Annotated in this window: 13 protein-coding genes; 7 read left to right on the forward strand and 6 right to left on the reverse strand. The window is 65.8% G+C overall.

Going from position 1 to position 16,512, the window contains the following annotated elements:
• Positions 1–81: 81 nt before the first annotated feature.
• Positions 82–2,607: a glycogen/starch/alpha-glucan phosphorylase gene (locus FOM02_RS03955; protein WP_051378298.1), complete on the reverse strand. Its 2,526-nt coding sequence runs from the start codon at positions 2,605–2,607 to the stop codon at positions 82–84.
• A gap of 209 nt (positions 2,608–2,816) precedes the next feature.
• On the opposite strand from FOM02_RS03955, the gene FOM02_RS03960 reads away from it, so the two are divergent.
• The gene (locus tag FOM02_RS03960) at positions 2,817–3,050 is read left to right on the forward strand and encodes a hypothetical protein (RefSeq protein WP_027561936.1); all 234 of its coding nucleotides are present in this window, start codon (positions 2,817–2,819) and stop codon (positions 3,048–3,050) included.
• A 19-nt stretch (positions 3,051–3,069) separates the two neighbouring features.
• Here FOM02_RS03960 and FOM02_RS03965 read toward each other — a convergent pair whose 3' ends face one another.
• On the reverse strand, positions 3,070–3,933 hold the full coding sequence (locus tag FOM02_RS03965) for a LysR family transcriptional regulator (RefSeq protein ID WP_027561937.1): 864 nt from the start codon (positions 3,931–3,933) through the stop codon (positions 3,070–3,072).
• Positions 3,934–4,029: 96 nt separating this feature from the next.
• Between FOM02_RS03965 and FOM02_RS03970 the strand changes: the two genes are divergently transcribed.
• Both FOM02_RS03970 and FOM02_RS03975 read left to right on the forward strand, forming a co-directional pair.
• Complete coding sequence (locus FOM02_RS03970; RefSeq protein WP_027561938.1) at positions 4,030–4,938, forward strand: DMT family transporter; 909 nt, start codon at positions 4,030–4,032, stop codon at positions 4,936–4,938.
• A gap of 12 nt (positions 4,939–4,950) precedes the next feature.
• The gene (locus FOM02_RS03975; RefSeq protein ID WP_027561939.1) at positions 4,951–5,724 is read left to right on the forward strand and encodes an MBL fold metallo-hydrolase; all 774 of its coding nucleotides are present in this window, start codon (positions 4,951–4,953) and stop codon (positions 5,722–5,724) included.
• 110 nt (positions 5,725–5,834) lie between these two features.
• On the opposite strand, the gene FOM02_RS03980 is transcribed toward FOM02_RS03975, so the two are convergent.
• The 3 genes from FOM02_RS03980 to FOM02_RS03990 form a co-directional block, all read right to left on the reverse strand.
• Positions 5,835–6,605 (reverse strand): TIGR02186 family protein, encoded by a 771-nt coding sequence (locus FOM02_RS03980; RefSeq protein WP_027561940.1) that lies wholly within the window; start codon positions 6,603–6,605, stop codon positions 5,835–5,837.
• Complete coding sequence (locus FOM02_RS03985; RefSeq protein WP_027561941.1) at positions 6,602–7,519, reverse strand: sulfite exporter TauE/SafE family protein; 918 nt, start codon at positions 7,517–7,519, stop codon at positions 6,602–6,604. Before FOM02_RS03985 ends, FOM02_RS03980 begins: the two co-directional genes overlap by 4 nt.
• A gap of 333 nt (positions 7,520–7,852) precedes the next feature.
• Complete coding sequence (locus tag FOM02_RS03990; RefSeq protein ID WP_265441456.1) at positions 7,853–11,011, reverse strand: hypothetical protein; 3,159 nt, start codon at positions 11,009–11,011, stop codon at positions 7,853–7,855.
• Between the two features lie 455 nt (positions 11,012–11,466).
• On the opposite strand from FOM02_RS03990, the gene FOM02_RS03995 reads away from it, so the two are divergent.
• Complete coding sequence (locus FOM02_RS03995) at positions 11,467–12,228, forward strand: outer membrane protein (RefSeq protein WP_027561942.1); 762 nt, start codon at positions 11,467–11,469, stop codon at positions 12,226–12,228.
• A gap of 8 nt (positions 12,229–12,236) precedes the next feature.
• On the opposite strand, the gene FOM02_RS04000 is transcribed toward FOM02_RS03995, so the two are convergent.
• Positions 12,237–12,827: a PadR family transcriptional regulator gene (locus tag FOM02_RS04000; RefSeq protein WP_027561943.1), complete on the reverse strand. Its 591-nt coding sequence runs from the start codon at positions 12,825–12,827 to the stop codon at positions 12,237–12,239.
• A gap of 204 nt (positions 12,828–13,031) precedes the next feature.
• Here FOM02_RS04000 and FOM02_RS04005 point away from each other — a divergent pair, with 204 nt between their 5' ends.
• The 3 genes from FOM02_RS04005 to FOM02_RS04015 are packed head-to-tail and all read left to right on the forward strand — an operon-like array spanning position 13,032 to position 16,502.
• The gene (locus tag FOM02_RS04005) at positions 13,032–13,415 is read left to right on the forward strand and encodes a nuclear transport factor 2 family protein (RefSeq protein WP_035730637.1); all 384 of its coding nucleotides are present in this window, start codon (positions 13,032–13,034) and stop codon (positions 13,413–13,415) included.
• A gap of 39 nt (positions 13,416–13,454) precedes the next feature.
• Positions 13,455–15,245 carry an acyl-CoA dehydrogenase C-terminal domain-containing protein gene (locus FOM02_RS04010; protein WP_027561945.1) on the forward strand — a complete coding sequence of 597 codons (1,791 nt, stop codon included), beginning with the start codon at positions 13,455–13,457 and terminating at the stop codon, positions 15,243–15,245.
• Between the two features lie 48 nt (positions 15,246–15,293).
• Complete coding sequence (locus FOM02_RS04015) at positions 15,294–16,502, forward strand: acetyl-CoA C-acetyltransferase (protein ID WP_027561946.1); 1,209 nt, start codon at positions 15,294–15,296, stop codon at positions 16,500–16,502.
• Positions 16,503–16,512 lie beyond the last annotated feature (10 nt).

The raw sequence follows: 16,512 nt of genomic DNA on the forward strand, positions 1-16,512 counted from the left end.
GAATGACGGTCGTCATATCACAGCCATCGCCTGTCTGTGCAATTACCTGTCGCGTAACGCCGATTTCACGCCGCGGAAAAATCAGGCCGTGGCGCCGCGCTGGTCCTCTGCGTCCTGGAACGGCGGCGTGATCGGATTGACCGGCACGTTCCAGATCTCCTGCGCATACTCGCGGATGGTGCGGTCCGAGGAGAACCACGCCATGCGCGCGACGTTGAGGATGGAGGCGCGCGTCCAGGCCGGCGAGACCAGCCAGCGCGCATCGACCGCGCGCTGGGTCTCGTAATAGGAATCGAAATCGGCGCTGACCATGTAATGGTCGAGATAGCGCAGCGCGTGTGCGATCGATTCGAAGCGGCCGGGATCGCCAGGCGAGAACTCGCCGGTGCCGATCGCGTTGATGGCGCGCTGCAGCTTCGGCGACCTGCGGATCACGTCGGAGGCATCCAGCCCCTGCTTGCGGCGGATCATCACATCGCCGGCCTCCATGCCGAAGATCGCGATGTTCTCGCTGCCGACCTGGTCGCGGATCTCGATATTGGCGCCGTCGAGCGTGCCGATGGTGATGGCACCGTTCAGCGCCAGCTTCATGTTGCCGGTGCCGGAGGCTTCCATGCCGGCAGTCGAGATCTGCTCGGAGAGGTCGGCCGCTGGAATGATGACTTCCGCGAGGCTGACATTGTAGTCGGGCAGGAAGACGACCTTCAGCTTGCCGCCGATGGCGGGATCGTTGTTGACGACCTCGGCGACGTCGTTGATCAGCTTGATGATCAGCTTGGCGTAGCGGTAGCTCGCCGCCGCCTTGCCGGCGAAGATCTTCACCCGCGGCACCCAATTGCCGTTGGGATCGTCCTTGATCGACTGATACAGCGCGACCGTCTCGATGACGTTGAGCAGCTGACGCTTGTATTCGTGGATGCGCTTGATCTGCACGTCGAACAGCGCGCTCGGGTCGACCTTGATGCCGAGCCGCTCGCCGATCAGGCGACCCAGCGCGGCCTTGTTGTGCAGCTTGACGCTGCGGAATTTCTTCTGGAATTCGACGTCGCTGGCGCGCGCCTCGATCAGCGAGAGCTGGGTCGGATCGTCGAGCACGGCCTCGCCGCAGGTCTCGCGCAACAGGTCGGTGAGCTTGGGGTTCGCCAGCATCAGCCAACGGCGGAAGGTGATGCCGTTGGTCTTGTTGGTGATGCGGCCGGGATAGAGATGGTTGAGATCGTGGAACACGGTCTCGCGCATCAGGTCGGAATGCATCGCCGAGACGCCGTTGATGCGGTGCGAGCCGACGAAGGCGAGCTGGCCCATGCGCACGCGGCGGCCGCTCTTCTCGTCGATCAGCGAGACCGAGGCGCGGAAGTCGATGTCGCCGGGCGCGCGCGCTTCGGCGAGCGCGAGGTGCTGTACGTTGATGCGGTAGATGATCTCGAGATGCCGCGGCAACAGCCGCTCGAACAGCTCGACCGGCCAGGTCTCAAGCGCCTCGGGCAGCAGCGTGTGGTTGGTGTAGGAGAGTGTGGCGACCGTGATCTTCCAGGCTTCGTCCCAGCGGAAATTGTGCAGGTCGACGAGGATCCGCATCAGCTCGGTGACGGCAAGGCTCGGATGGGTGTCGTTGAGCTGCACCGCGACCTTCGACGACAGGCTGCGCAGCTGGCCGTCGGACGCAAGATGCCGCTTCACCAGATCCTGCAGCGAAGCCGAGACGAAGAAATATTCCTGGCGCAGCCGCAGCTCGCGGCCCGCCGGGCTCTCGTCGTTGGGATAGAGGAATTTGCAGATCGCCTCCGCTCGCGCCTGCTCGGCGCTGGCGCTGACGTAATCGCCCTTGTTGAAGGCATCGAGCTTGAGCGGATCGGGCGAGCGCGCCGACCACAGCCGCAGCGCATTGACGTGCTGACCGCGCCAGCCGACGATCGGCGTGTCATAGGCGATCGCCTGCACGGTCTCGGCCGGATGCCAGATCGCGCGGTCGCGGCCCTTGTCGTCGACATGCTCGACGCCGCCGCCGAAATTGACGTCGTAGATCACCTCGGGCCGCTGCAATTCCCAGGGGTTGCCGAAGCTCAGCCATTCGTCGGGATATTCCTGCTGCCAGCCCTGATTGATGATCTGGCGGAACAGGCCGTAATCGTAGCGGATGCCGTAGCCGATCGCGGGGATCGACAGCGTCGCCATGCTCTCCATGAAGCAGGCGGCGAGACGGCCGAGGCCGCCATTGCCGAGCGCCGCGTCCGGCTCGCACTTGCGCAAGTCCGGCAGCGACACGCCGAGATCGCCGAGCGCGACCTCGAAGATCTTCAAGAGGCCCATATTGTTGAGCGCGTCGGTGAAGAGGCGGCCGATCAGGAATTCGAGCGAGAGATAATAGACGCGCTTGCGTCCGGCATCGTAGCTGCGCTTCTCGGCGGTGAGCCAGCGATGCACGATGCGGTCGCGCAGCGCCAGCGCCGCGGCCTGGTACCAGTCGTGCTTCGTCGCCATGCCGGCGTCCTTGCCGATGGCAAGGCGCAGCTTCGCCAGGATTGCGCCCTTGATCTCGGCCAGCGCGAGTTCGTCGATGGGCTGCCCGGGCGCGGGAAAACTGGGCTGGAACGATTGATCTTGCAAGGCCGTCACTTCCTGGTCGAAAAACTGCTACTCACCCTACGCGTCTTGCCGCTGCGCCGGAACCATCGCCGGCGCGCGCATGCACTGCGCTGGCGTAAAATTATGCAAGGAATGGGCCGGTTTGGGAACCCGGGCATGCACGGAGAAACCTGGATTCCGTGCTAGATTGCGGTCGGATTCAGCCATCAGTGTGGAGAGAGACGCCCATGATGCGACTGCTGATCGAAATCGCCGCTGCGGCCCTGCTCGTGGTCTGCATCACCGCCTCCAGCGCCGCGTTCGCCGCCGGCAAGCCCGGCCGCAGCGCCGATGGTCTCAGCTGCAGCTTTACTGTCCCGCAAAATGCCTCGCCCCAAGCCCGCTGCGCCGTCATCAAGCGTCAATGCGGCGGCAAGTTCTACGCCAATGCGTGCGGCGACAGGCTGGTGTCGGCGACGAATTGAGGCCGGGCGCTTCGCGCGCTCAGGCTGCCTTCGCCTGCACCGTATCGCAGAACTCGGCGAGACGATCCGCAAGCCGCAGAGTTGCCGGGCTCGCATCGGGCGCGGCCATCAGCGCGACCTCGGTCCTGTTGATCGGAGCAAAACCGTCCTTCGCGGTCAGCACGCGGTGATCGGACTGGATCGACATCTCGGACAAGATGCTGAGGCCCATGCCGGCGGCCACGGCTGCCTGGATGCCGGCGAGGCTCGATGACGAATAGGCCATGTGCCAGGGGCGACCGGCGCTTTCCAGTGCGTGGATGGCGCCGGCGCGATAGAGACAGCCGAGCGGGAAGCCGATCAGCGGCACCGACGACACATTGACGTCGACCGGATGGCTCTTGCTGGTGACCCAGTGCACCCGCTCCGGCCACACCGCGATCGCGCCCTTCTCGCCGGCGCCGCGCTTGAACAGCGCGAGGTCGAGTTCGCCGCGTTCGAGATCGCGCGACAGGTTCTTGCTCTGGTCGGCTCGCACATCGAGGCGCAGCCCCGGATGCGAGCGCGAGAACGCGCCCAAGAGCTTCGCGAGACGATACGCCGCGAAATCCTCGGGGATGCCCAACCGGATCGCGCCTTCGCCGCCAGGCTCGCGCAGAATGTCGCGCGCCTCTTCCGCGAGCGAGAGCAGGCGCCGCGCATAAGACAATAGCCGCTCGCCGGCTTCGGTCGGACGCACGTCCTTGCCGTCGCGGTGCAGCAGCACCTGGCCGACATCCTCCTCCAGCCGCTTGATCTGCTGGCTGACGGTCGACTGTGTGCGGTGAACGCGCTCGCCGGCGCGGGTGAAGCCGCCGGCCTCGACCACCGAGACGAAGCTGCGCAGGAGCTCCAGATCGAGCATGGCCGCCTCCATTCGAAAATCAACTGATCGGCAGTTAATCATTTAATTTCCAAATGGCAAGCCGTCCCCCTATGTCGAAGGCTCAGGAGAAATGTCATGTCGCTTGCCCCTTCGATGTCCGTCCCCCGCAGCCGCTTCAATGCGCTGCCGCTCTATATCGGCCTGTTCTGCCTGCTCTGGAGCTACGCCTTCGTCGCCGGCAAGATCGGCGTCACCCATTGCCCACCGCTGATCCTGCTCGCGGCGCGCTTCTCGCTCGCCGGCATTTTGATCCTCGGCGCCACGATGGTCCGCGGCGACTGGTCGCTGTCATGGCGCGATGCGGTGATCTTCACCGTCCTCGGCATCGCCAACAATGCGCTCTATCTCGGGCTCGGCTACACCGGCCTGCAATCGGTCTCCGCCGGCCTCGGCGGCCTGATCGTCTCGGCCAATCCGGTGTTCACCGCGGCGCTCGCCGCGCTGCTGCTCGGCGAGGGCATGAGCTGGCGCAAGGCGGGCGGCCTGTCGCTCGGCATCATCGGCGTCACCCTGATCGTCTGGCATCGCCTGTCGGTCGGCACCGATAGTCTCCACGGCATCGTCTTCACGCTGGCCTCGCTTGCCTCCATCGTCGCCGGCACCATCCTGTTCAAGCTGCTGGCGCCGAAGGGCTCGTTGTGGATCGGCAACGGCGTGCAGAACCTCGCGGCCGGCATCGTGCTGACGCCGATCGCGCTCACCTTTGCGGACGTCCACGCGATTGATTTCACGCCGAGCCTGATCGGCGCCTTCGCGTTCCTGGTGCTCGGCGGCTCGATCCTCGCCTACTGGCTCTGGTTTCATCTCCTGAAAGTGTGTGGCGCGACCGCCGCCAGCGCCTATCATTTCCTGATGCCGCCGCTCGGCATGCTGTTCGCCTACATCGTGCTCGGCGAGCACATCGAGATGCGCGACCTCCTGGGGATCATTCCGGTGGCGCTCGGCATTTACCTGGTGACGCGGCCGGCAAAGGCCGTCGCGTAAGAGGAGTTCCTCATGCCCATTTCCATCACCCTGATCGGCGGCCCCACTGCGCTGATCGAGATCGACGGTTTTCGCCTGCTCACCGACCCCACCTTTGATGCGCCTGGCGCCTACCAGCTGCCGCATGTGAAGCTGGAGAAGACCATCGGTCCCGCAATGAAGCCCGATGCGATCGGTCCGATCGATGCCGTGCTGCTCAGCCACGATCAGCATTCGGACAATCTCGACAATTCCGGCCGCGACTTCCTCCTCAAAGCGCCGCGCGCATTGACGACCGAAGCCGGCGCAAAACGCCTCGGCGGCCATGTCGAGGGCCTCGCGCCCTGGGCCACCGCGCATCTGAAGGACGATGACGGCAACAGGCTCACGATCACCGCGACACCGGCGCGTCACGGTCCGGCCGGCATCGAGCCGCTGTCGGGCGACGTCATCGGCTTCGTGGTGCAGTCGAGCCGCAAGGACACGCATTCCATCTATATCAGCGGCGACACTACCTGGTTCGACGGCGTCGCCGAGGTCGCGCGCCGCTTCAAATGTCGGGTGGTGCTGCCGTTCGCGGGGGCGGCGCAAACGCGCGGGCCGTTCCATCTCACCATGGACACCAACGACACCATCGAGACCGCGCGCGCCTTTCCTGACGCGATGATCGTGCCGCTGCATACCGAGGGCTGGGCGCATTTCCGCCAGAACAGCGAGGACCTGCGCAAGACGTTTGACGTGCTCGGCTTCGGGACGCGGCTGCGCCTGCTGGAGCCGGGCGTGCCGACAGTGATCGAGCCGCCGTAGCTGTCATTCCGGGGCGACGCGAAGCGTCGAGCCCGGAATCCATCGCGCCACCAACTCCACCGATGGACGGATTCTGGGTTCGCGCTTCGCGCGCCCCGGAATGACGACCCTCAATCCTTCCTGAACACGATCGACGCCATCCATCCCGTCATCAGCGCCATCGCTGCGGTGACGAGGCCGTAGATCAGCCCGTGCTGCCGGGCGCTGGTCGCGACGAACTGCTCGAAGCCGACCTTGACGATCTCGAACGCGGTCTCGGTCTTGGTGACCAGCGTGCCGTTCGCGAACAGCTTGATCTCGACCTCGTAGGTGCCGATCGGCACTTCCGCCGGCAGCGGAATGCCGGTGCGGAACAGCGTCGGCGTCAGGAACGTCACCGCGCTCGCATCCTCGCGATAGAGTCCACGCTCGGTCCGCAGGCGGATGAAGGCGGAACGGAACGCATCGTCCGGCACCACGTCGGCATAGTCGCCGCTGACACGTTGGGTCAGCAGCACGTTGTTGAGCCCGATCTGCTGCCGGCGCGCGATCTCGGGCGAGGTGATGAGGTTGAAGGGACGGTTGGCGAACAGCGCCAGATAGCTCGGCACCTCCAGGAATTGCCGGTAGTCGGTGTTGATCCAGATGCCGAATCTGCGCTCCTTCCGTCGCGTCACCATATCGGCGCGCGGGCCCATCACGGTGACGACGAGATCGTAAGCGGTGCGGTCAGTGGGCGTCGTGGCGTCCCTCTCGACCGAGCCGAACAGCACCAGCTCCTCGCCGGAATAGTTCGGCGTCACGGTGACGCGGTGGTTGGAGACCGACACAATCAGTCGCTCGGCGCGCGCAGCCGAGCCGAGCAGCAGGACGAGAAAGATTGCGAGAAGCGCGCGCGTCATCCGGTCACCCCGAGCTCGCGGATGGTGAAGAGATCCTCGGGCCGGATCACAAGCTCGATCGCGAAGCGCACGCCGACCGACAGGATCAGGAGGCCGAGCAGCAGCCGCAGCTGCTCGCCGCGGATCTTCTGGCCGGCACGGGCGCCAAACTGCGCGCCGGTGACGCCGCCGACCATCAGGATCAGCGCCAGCACGGCGTCGACGAGATGATTGGTCACCGCATGCAGCATGGTCGCGAACAGCATGGTGACGAGGGTGAGGATCATCGAGGTCCCGATCACCGTCGAGGTCGGCACGCGCAACAGGTAGATCATGATCGGCACCAGGATGAAGCCGCCGCCGATCCCCATAACGGCGCCGATGAAGCCGATCACGATGCCGACGATCACCACGGGGATCACGGAGAGATAGATCTTCGAGCGCTTGAACCGCATCTTCAGCGGCAGGCCGTGGATCCAGTTATGCGTGCGCCGCGGCGGCACCGCGCCGTGCCGGGTCCGCATTAGGGCGCGCAGGCCCTCGGAGAACATCAGGCTGCCGACCGTGGTGAGCAGCACGACGTAGGAGAGCGCGATCATCAGATCGAGCTGGCCGAGCGCACGCAGCTGCGTGAAGGTCCACACCCCGAGCGCCGTCCCGGTGACGCCGCCGCATAACAATACGCTCGCCAGCGCCGGATCGATCGCGCGCCGCCGCCAATAAGAGATCGCGCCGGAGAAGGACGAGGCCGCGATGTGGCTCGCGACCGAAGCGACGGCCACCGCCGGCGTGATGCCGATGAAGATCAAGAGCGGCGTCATGAGAAAACCGCCGCCGATCCCGAACATGCCGGAGACGAAGCCGACCGCCGCGCCCATCGCCAACACCAGGAAGACGTTGACGGGCAGATCGGCGATCGGGAGATAGAGCTGCATCGAAGGACCACGCTCCGGCGAGACGGATCGAGTGCGCGGAAATGCTCGCGGGAAGGTTGGAACGATTGCCGCGTCTCTCAATAGCGGAATTCGGCGCCGGGCGGGACCGGGAATTTGGGGCGTGGTGAATGGGTGAAGCGAGAGCGAAGAGATTGGGTTCAATAGCTGTCAGGACAAAGGCGCGCGCTTCCTCCCCCGCTTGCGGGGGAGGGTTGGGGAGAGGGTGTCTCCGCAGTGAGACTCCCCCAGAGGAGAAAGCCCTCACCCGGCGCTACGCGCCGACCTCTCCCGCAAGCGGGAGGGGTGCACCGAGCACGCGGCCCGATTGTCGACTTAAAACGATGCGCCTTTAATGCGCGCCGAGGCCGAACGCTTCGTCGCAACCTGCTTCGGCGCGGGCTTGGCGCTCGCCTGCGGCGCGCTGTCCCAGCCGCCGTTCGGGGCGGGAACGTTGACGGCATCGTCAGGCTGCGGCTCTGCGCTAAAAGTCTGGATCGCGAGCTTGGCGGCGGCGAGCGATTGCGGGTCGAGGCGCTTGGCCACATCGTCGCGCTTGCCGGCGGCATCCGCATCGCCTTGGGCGGCCGCGAGGCTGAACCATTTGTAGGACTCGGCGAGGTTCTGCTCCACACCGATGCCGCGGGCATAGAGGATGCCGAGGTTGAACTGGCTGTCGGCGACGCCGCGATCGGCCGCCTTGCGGAACCACTGCGCCGCGCTCTTGTAATTGGCGCCGCGTCCGCCGCCGTCAGCATCGAGCACCGCGAGATTGTGCATGGCCTTGGCGTTGCCGCGCTCGGCGGCCTGGGTGTAGTAGCGGCGGGCGATGTCGGCGTCCTTCTTCACGCCGAGGCCCTTCTCATAGAGCGTGCCGAGGCGGAAGGTCGCGGGCACCACGCCGGCCTGCGCCGCGCGGTCGTACCATTTGGCGGCTTCGTCGTAATTCGTGGCGACGCCCTTGCCTTCCGCAAAGCGCAGGCCGATCTCGTAGGCTGCGGTCGCATCGCCCTTCATGGCGGCGGTGCGCAAGCCGGGACCGCCGATAGCATCAGGCAGCTTTTCGCTCGGCGGCACCTGGATCGTTCCGAGCTTCGCGCGGCTCGTGCCCGACAGCGCGCCAGTCACATCGCTCGACGCAGCGGGCGGAGGCGGCACTGTGGGCGCGGGCGGGATTTCGACCGAAGCAGTGCCGCCGGAATTATTCATGGGGGCCGGCGCGGCATTGTTCTGCGACTGCCGGCCGATCGGCGTCGGCGAGGTCATTGACGGCGTGATCTGCTCGGGCGCGGCGGGCTTGGTCTCGACCGGCGGCGGTGCCGGCTGCGGCGCGGGTGCGGGCGACGAATTCTCCATCGCTTGTGGCGCTGGCGCCGGACCGCCGCCCTCGAGCAGGTTCATCGCCATCTTGAAGGTGCCGAGCACGATCACGACCACGCTCGCGCCGACCAGCAGCGAGCGGATCTTGGAGGTGATGGTCGAGCCGCCTTCCTGGCTCTGGCCCTTGTCCTTCGCACGGGACGCGAGCGCGGCCGGAGCAGCGGCGTGGAATTCGCGCGGCGCGGCGACGAAGGCGGAATGCGGCGGGTGCTGCGCGGCGGCGGGATTCGGCAGCTCGGGCTTCGGATCGTATTTCGGCTGCTGCTGCGCTTGTTGCCACGGCTCGCGCACCATCGGCGCGGACTCCATGGGCGCGGTCATCGGCATCGCCATCGACGCCATGGGCATCGACGACATGGGCATCGGCTGCGGCGCAGGGGCCGGCGGTGCCGAGCGCACCGCGCGCAGATCGCCCTCGATCATCGAGAGGCGGTCGACGACGTGGCCGAGCGCGCTATGGACGGCTTCGAGCGAGTCCTGCGTGCTGCGGTTGGTCTCGGCCTGGCTGAAGCGGATGTCGGAGAGTTCGCGCTTGACGAGATCGACCACGCCGGTATCGGCCGCCGGCGCCGAATTGCGGCTCTCGGCCAGTGCGGAATAGGTCGCCTGCTGCCGCTCGAGGTGGCGCAGGATGTCGTGCAGTCCGTCCTCGACGCGGCTCAAGTTGCCGTTGCGCGGATCGGCGGCGGCCTCGATCCGCTCCAGCAGGTACGAGACCCGCTGCTCGAGATGAGCGAAAGTCGAGGCGGAATCGTTGCCGACCTGCATGCGGTCGAAGCGGTCCGACAATGCGCGGATCGCGGCTTCCAGATGCTCGGTGCTTTCGGACGGCTGCGGCCGCTCGCGCGTTTCCAGCGCGGCGGTGAGGGCGGCGATGCGCTGCTCGAGCACCGCGAAGCTGTCGCTGTGGCCGGACGCGCGGGTGATCTGGTCGACCTTGGACGACAGCAGCTGCACGTCTTCGGACAGCCGTGCCAGCGCCTCGTTGGAGGCGACGTTGGAGACGATGGCGCGCAGCGCCGAGATCGCGTCCTCCAGTTGGCGCACCGTCGAGGGATCGTCATTGGCGCGCAGGATCAGATCGAGCTTGGCGCCGAGATTGCGGATCGCCTCGTCATAGCCGGTGAGCTGTTCGGCCGGCGTCAGCGTGCGCAGCACCTGCTTGATGTCGGACAGCGCGCGCTCGATGCCCGACAGCACCTGGCCGTCGGTGCCGTTGGAGCGGGTCTCGTCGATGCGACGGTGCAGCGAGCGAATCTCGTTCTCGATCGATTCGATCGCGCGCCGCGGCATCGCCTCGGTGATGGCCTGACGGATCTCGGCGAGCTCGCCGCGGAAGGCGGAGATGGCCTGCTCGGTATTGTCGGGGCGCTGCAGCGATTCGATCTGGCTCGTGATCTTGAGCAGATGGCGCTCGAGCGCCGAGAAATCCGGCGCCGGCTGCGGCGGCGCATAGGCGGGCGGGGGCGGTGCCATGGCCGGCGCGTAAGGTGCTGCGGGTGCAATCGAGGGCGCGGCGCGCGGCGGCATTTGCCTCGGCGTAAAGCCGTCGAGCTCGCTCTGGCGTGCGGTGATCTCGGCGACCGCGACGTCGAACGAGGCAGGGCTCAGGGGTGGTGAGCTGCGATAGACCTGTGTTGCCGCACGCTCGACCGCATCGGCCTGGCGCTGGCGCATTTCGACCGGTGACGGCGCGGGCGCGGGCCGCGGCGCTTGAGCTTGCTGCGGCTGCTGCGGGCGGGAGATTTGCGACAGCCGCGCATCGAGCCGCGAGATCGCGTCGTTGAGCTGGCGCGCGACGCCCTGCTCGCGCGCGACGTCTCTTTCACGAGAAGAGTCTTGGCGCGGCGCGGGCTTCGAGATCCGTTCGATCTGCTGGGTGATCGCGTCGAGCCGCTGGTGAATGTCCGCGACTTCGCGGCTCTCCTGACTCGGCATGTGCTGCTGTTGCTGGCGCTGATCGTAAGGCGGGCGAAAGCTCGGCGGTGCAGTCTCGCCGAGCGTGGAGTTCAGCCAATCGTTGAGTGACATGCCGGCACGACGCGCAGCAGCTTCGGCCCGCTCCCTGACGGATGGATCGATGCCGTCAACACTCCACGATACGCGCGAATTCATGACTCTGTCCGGTTCCGACTTCAGCGCCCCACCCCGGCGCCTCCAGCCTTCCCTCGCGTGCCGGTTGCAAAGACAATCGGATTTGGCGCGGGTCGTCTGCCTCGAAAACCGACTTTTTCCTGTTACGGTAAATAACGGGTTAAGGAATGCGGCGCCGGTGTCTTAAAGTTGGGCGGCGGGAACCGCGGCGCCACCGCGGGGGTCGGTGTGCTCCCTCCCCCGTGTGCGGGGCGCGACGAGCTTCGCTCGCGCTGAGAGGGTTGGGGAGAGGGTGGCTCCTCTAGGCGAGAACCCCCAAGAGGAGAAAGCCCTCACCCCGACCCTCTCCCGCAAGCGGGAGAGGGAGTGAACGACCGGCGTGCCTTCGACAAAAATTTCGCCGCCGGCATCGCCGGCCCGTCTCAGGGATAGCGAGCGCTGCGTTTTGCGCTCCGCCTGAGCGGATTGTTGCTGAGATGAAATGGTTGCTCGTGGCCGCGATGGCGGCCGGACTGGTATCGTCCGCCTTTGCCGCCGATGCCCCGGCGGCAAAGCCCGTGGTGAAAGCGCCGGCGCCCGCAGGCTTCAACTGGACGAGTTGCTATGTCGGCGTCCAGGGTGGCGGCTCCTGGGGCAAGAGCGAGCACGTCGCGCGCGCCGGCGATGCCGTCGGTCCCACGCTCACAGGTACCTTCAATCTCACCGGCGGGGTCGCGGGCGGGGCTTTCGGCTGCGATTTTCAGATCGAGAAGACGGTGCTCGGATTCGAGAACGACGCCTCATGGACCAACACGCACGGCTCCGCGCAGGACCTGCCACCCTTCAATCGCACAGCCTTGAGCAGCACGCGGGAGCGCTGGATCGACATGTTTCGCGGCCGCATCGGCTATGCGATCGATCAGTTCCTGATCTATGGCACCGCCGGCGTCGCATTCGCCGGCACGGAGGTCACCGTGTCCAGTCCGGAGGGGCAGGTCACGGACTCCAAGACCCGCACCGGCCTCGCGGCTGGTCTTGGCGGCGAATGGGCGGCGTGGACCGATAGCTGGGGCGCGGTAAGCTTCAAGCTCGAATACGTTCACGTCGATTTCGGCAGCAAGCGATATGTCGACCCGGCCGTCCCGACTGGTGCACTCACCGTCAGCACCCGCGATGTCCGGTTGACCGACGACATCGTTCGCGCCGGCGTGAACGTCCGCTTCAACTGGGATGACAAGCCCGTCGTGACGAAGTTCTAAGCCTGGGCCTAGCCCTTGCCCTCGCGCTTGCTGTCCTCCAGCGGCACCACCGTGCCTTTGCCGCTCATGGCCGACAGCGCCTCGAGCGCCTCTTCGCAGAAATCGGCCACCATCTGCTCGTGGCGGGCGCCGAGGCGGAGCAGCAGCAGATTGCCGAGGTCGAGCCTGCCCTCCGCCGTGCCGTCCGGAAAACGCTTCTTCAGGATGCGCTCGTAATTGGCGTGACGGTCGCGGTGGTGCTCCAGCCGGTCCATCAAATCGGTGCGCATGGGCTCGATATCGATGCTGTCGAGCGCATGCAGCCGCACCAAGAGGTCGTCCTTGATCGAGGGCGGGGTGCTCGGCCGCGCGGCCCAGTGCCGCAGCGCTGTTCGGCCCTCCGGAGTGAGCGTATAGATGAGCTTATTGGGTTTGCCGGACTGTACGACCTCGCGCCCCTGGATATAGCCGCGGTCGCGCAGCTTGGAGAGTTCGCGGTAGATTTGTTGGTGATCGGCCTTCCAGAAGAAGCCGATCGAGGAGTCGAATGTCTTGGCGAGCTCGTAGCCCGTCATCGGACGTTCCGTCAGGCATGCGAGGATTGCGTCGCCCAGCGCCATGGCACCAGCTCCTTCTTGAAGTCCCGACCAATTGACTTGACTTTATGCGCATTGGTGCATATGCGTCAATGTGCATATGAGGTGACCCAAGGTCGGGGTTCGAGACCCGACCGGAAAACCCAGCCGAATCAACCCCTCGCTACTGTGCATGGGGTTGTTTTCGAGTTTCTTGCCAAGGCTTTTATCTAGGGAGGCATCCTGACCATGACCGGCCTCGATTCCTGGTACGCCTTCATGAAGTCCCATGACCGCGCCGCGCTCTGGGACCTGCTGCATCCTGACGCCGTGTTCGAAAGCCCCGTCGTGCATTCACCCCAGCGCGGCCGCGACATCACCTTCAAATATCTCGCGAGCGCCGAGAAGGTGCTCGGTGGTCCCGGCTTCACCTATGTCGGGGAGTGGAAGAACGCGAGCGGCGCCGTGCTCGAATTCAAGACCATCATCGACGGCATCGAGATCAACGGCGTCGACATCATCACCTTCGATGCCGAGGGACGCATCACCCATTTCAAGGTGATGGTGCGTCCGCTCAAGGCGATCAACATGCTGCACCGCCTGATGGCGGAGCAGCTCGCCGCCCAATCCTAGAGAATTCCGCCACTTCAAGCCCCATGCCGGGAGAACGCAATGCCGATCTATAAAGCCCCCGTCGAAGACGTGAACTTCCTGCTCAACGACGTCTTCCAGATCGACCGCTACGACAACCTCGCCGGCTTCTCCGATGCCTCGAGCGACGTGCGCGAGGCGATCCTGGGCGAGGCCGCCAAGCTCGCCGAAGAGGTGCTCCAGCCGCTCAATCGCGTCGGCGATCTCGAAGGCTGCAAGCGCACTGAGGACGGCAGCGTCACCACGCCGAAGGGTTTTAAGGACGCCTTCAAGCAGGTCGCCGAGGGCGGCTGGCTTGGTCTCTCGGCGCCGACCGAGCTCGGCGGCCAGGGCCTGCCGGTGACGCTCTCGCAAGCCGTCAACGAATTCCAGATCTCCGCCAACATGGCGTTCTCGATGTACGGCGGCCTCACCATGGGCGCGACCGCAGCGCTGATCGTTCATGGCTCGCCGGAGCAAAAGCAGACCTTCGTGCCGAAGATGGTGGCGGGCGAGTGGACCGGCACCATGAACCTGACCGAGCCGCATTGCGGCACCGATCTCGGCATGCTGCGCACCAAGGCGGTGCGCCAGGCCGACGGCAGCTTCAAGATCACGGGCACCAAGATCTTCATCTCGGCCGGCGAGCATGACCTCGCCGACAACATCATCCACCTCGTGCTCGCCCGCATCGAGGGCGCGCCCGCCGGCATCAAGGGCGTGTCACTGTTCGTCGTGCCGAAATTCCTGGTCAATGCCGATGGCTCGGTCGGGCAGCGCAACGGCGTCGTCTGCGGCTCGATCGAGCACAAGATGGGCATCCACGGCAACTCCACCTGCGTGATGAACTACGACAACGCCACCGGCTGGTTGATCGGCGAAGAGAACAAGGGCATGCAAGGCATGTTCGTGATGATGAACGAGGCCCGCCTCGGTGTCGCCGTTCAGGGTCTCGCGCAATCCGAGGTCGCCTATCAGAACGCCGTTGCCTATGCCCGCGAGCGTATCCAGGGCCGCGCGCTCACCGGCGCCAAGGCGCCGGACAAGATGGCCGATCCGATCATCGTCCATCCCGACGTGCGCCGCACGCTGCTCTCGATCCGCGCCTTCAACGAGGCCGCGCGCGCCTTCGTGATGTGGACCGCGCTGAAGAGCGACGTCGCCCATCGCTCCGAGGACCCGAAGGACCGCCAGGCCGCCGACGACCACATGGGTCTGATGACGCCGGTGCTGAAGGGCTTCCTCACCGACTACGGCTTTGCCAACGCGGTGCAGGCGCAGCAGATGTATGGCGGCCACGGCTATATCGCCGAACAGGGCATGGAGCAGTTCGTCCGCGATGCCCGCATCGCGATGATTTATGAAGGCGCCAACGGCATCCAGGCGCTCGATCTCGTCGGCCGCAAGCTGCCGCGCGACGGCGGCCGCGCCATCATGGCCTTCTTCGGCGAGGTCATGGCCTTCGCCAAGGAGAACGGCGGCGACGAGGCGATGAAGCCGTTCATCACGCCGCTCTCGGCTTCGCTCGGCCATCTCCAGCAGGCCACCACCTGGCTGATGCAGAATGCGATGATGAAGCCCGACAATGCCGGTGCGGCCGCGACCGACTATTTGCATCTCTTCGGCTTCGTCGCCCTCGGCTACATGTGGGCGAAGATGGCCAAGGTCACCCAGGTCAAGATTGCCGAGCAGGGCGCCACCCCCTATCTCTCCACGAAACTCGTCACCGGCCGCTTCTTCATGGAGCGGATGCTGCCGGAGACCGCGGCCAATCTCGCGCGCATCCAGTCCGGCTGCGCCACCATCATGGAACTGCCGGCGGAAGCGTTCTGAGGCTGCTTCCGCGCCGTCGAAATTCGAACAACAGATCAGGAGGGCGTCATGCCTGAGGCATTCATCTACGACCACGTTCGTACTCCCCGCGGCCGCGGCAAGCCGGACGGCGCGCTGCACGAAGTCACCGCGCTGGCGCTCGCCACGGTGCCGCTGAAGGCGCTGAAGGACCGCAACAACCTGCCGGAAGATTCCGTCGACGACGTCGTGCTCGGCGTGGTCGATCCGGTCGGCGAAGCCGGCTCCGACATCGCGCGCTTCGCGGCGCTGAAAGCAGGTCTCGGCGAAGCCGTGCCGGGCGTGCAGATCAGCCGCTTCTGCGCCTCTGGCCTCGACGCCGTGAATTTTGCCGCAGCTCAGGTGATGAGCGGCCAGCATGAGCTGGTGATCGGCGGCGGTGCCGAATCGATGAGCCGCGTCGGCATCGGCGCCTCCGGCGGCGCCTGGCCGATGGACCCGTCGATGGCGGTGCCCGCCTATTTCATGCCGCAGGGCGTCTCGGCCGACCTGATCGCCACCAAGTATGGCTTCTCGCGCGATGACGTCGACGCCTACGCCGTGCAGAGCCAGCAGCGCGCCGGCAAGGCCTGGGACGAAGGCCGCTTCAACAAGTCCGTGGTGCCGGTGAAGGATATCAACGGCCTCACCATCCTCGCCAAGGACGAGCACATGCGTCCCTCGACGACGATGCAGTCGCTGGCGCAGCTGCAGCCGTCGTTCACGATGATGGCGCAGATGGGCGGCTTCGATGGCGTCGCGGTGCAGTCGCATCCCGAGATCGAGCGCGTCAATTACGTGCATCACGCCGGCAACTCCTCCGGCATCGTCGACGGCGCCGGCGCCGTGCTGCTCGGCAGCAAGGAGGCAGCCAGCAAGTATGGCCTCAAGCCGCGCGCAAAGATCCGCGCCTTCGCCAACATCGGCTCAGAGCCGGCGATGATGCTGACCGGTCCGGTCGACGTCACCGAGAAGCTGTTCGCGCGCTCCGGCATGAAGAAGTCGGACATCGACCTGTTCGAGCTCAACGAGGCCTTCGCCTCGGTGGTGCTGCGCTACATCCAGGCCTTCGACATCGACAACGCCAAGATCAACGTCAATGGCGGCGCGATCGCGCTCGGCCATCCGCTCGGCGCCACCGGTGCGATGATCCTCGGCACCGTGCTCGACGAGCTCGAGCGCACCAACAAGTCCACCGCGCTGGTGACGCTGTGCATCGGCGGCGGCATGGGCACCGCGACCATCATCGAGCGCGTCTAGGGATAGGGAG

This window comes from Bradyrhizobium sp. SEMIA (assembly GCF_014844175.1).
GTDB classification, from domain to species: Bacteria; Pseudomonadota; Alphaproteobacteria; order Rhizobiales; family Xanthobacteraceae; genus Bradyrhizobium; species Bradyrhizobium arachidis.

Coding starts and splice junctions, on each gene's coding strand:
- FOM02_RS03960 (WP_027561936.1), top strand. CDS start 2,817: ATGCGACTGCTGATCGAAATCGCCGCTGCGGCCCTGCTCGTGGTCTGC.
- FOM02_RS03965 (WP_027561937.1), bottom strand. CDS start 3,933: ATGCTCGATCTGGAGCTCCTGCGCAGCTTCGTCTCGGTGGTCGAGGCC.
- FOM02_RS03970 (WP_027561938.1), top strand. CDS start 4,030: ATGTCGCTTGCCCCTTCGATGTCCGTCCCCCGCAGCCGCTTCAATGCG.
- FOM02_RS03975 (WP_027561939.1), top strand. CDS start 4,951: ATGCCCATTTCCATCACCCTGATCGGCGGCCCCACTGCGCTGATCGAG.
- FOM02_RS03980 (WP_027561940.1), bottom strand. CDS start 6,605: ATGACGCGCGCGCTTCTCGCAATCTTTCTCGTCCTGCTGCTCGGCTCG.
- FOM02_RS03985 (WP_027561941.1), bottom strand. CDS start 7,519: ATGCAGCTCTATCTCCCGATCGCCGATCTGCCCGTCAACGTCTTCCTG.
- FOM02_RS03990 (WP_265441456.1), bottom strand. CDS start 11,011: ATGAATTCGCGCGTATCGTGGAGTGTTGACGGCATCGATCCATCCGTC.
- FOM02_RS03995 (WP_027561942.1), top strand. CDS start 11,467: ATGAAATGGTTGCTCGTGGCCGCGATGGCGGCCGGACTGGTATCGTCC.
- FOM02_RS04000 (WP_027561943.1), bottom strand. CDS start 12,827: ATGGCGCTGGGCGACGCAATCCTCGCATGCCTGACGGAACGTCCGATG.
- FOM02_RS04005 (WP_035730637.1), top strand. CDS start 13,032: ATGACCGGCCTCGATTCCTGGTACGCCTTCATGAAGTCCCATGACCGC.
- FOM02_RS04010 (WP_027561945.1), top strand. CDS start 13,455: ATGCCGATCTATAAAGCCCCCGTCGAAGACGTGAACTTCCTGCTCAAC.
- FOM02_RS04015 (WP_027561946.1), top strand. CDS start 15,294: ATGCCTGAGGCATTCATCTACGACCACGTTCGTACTCCCCGCGGCCGC.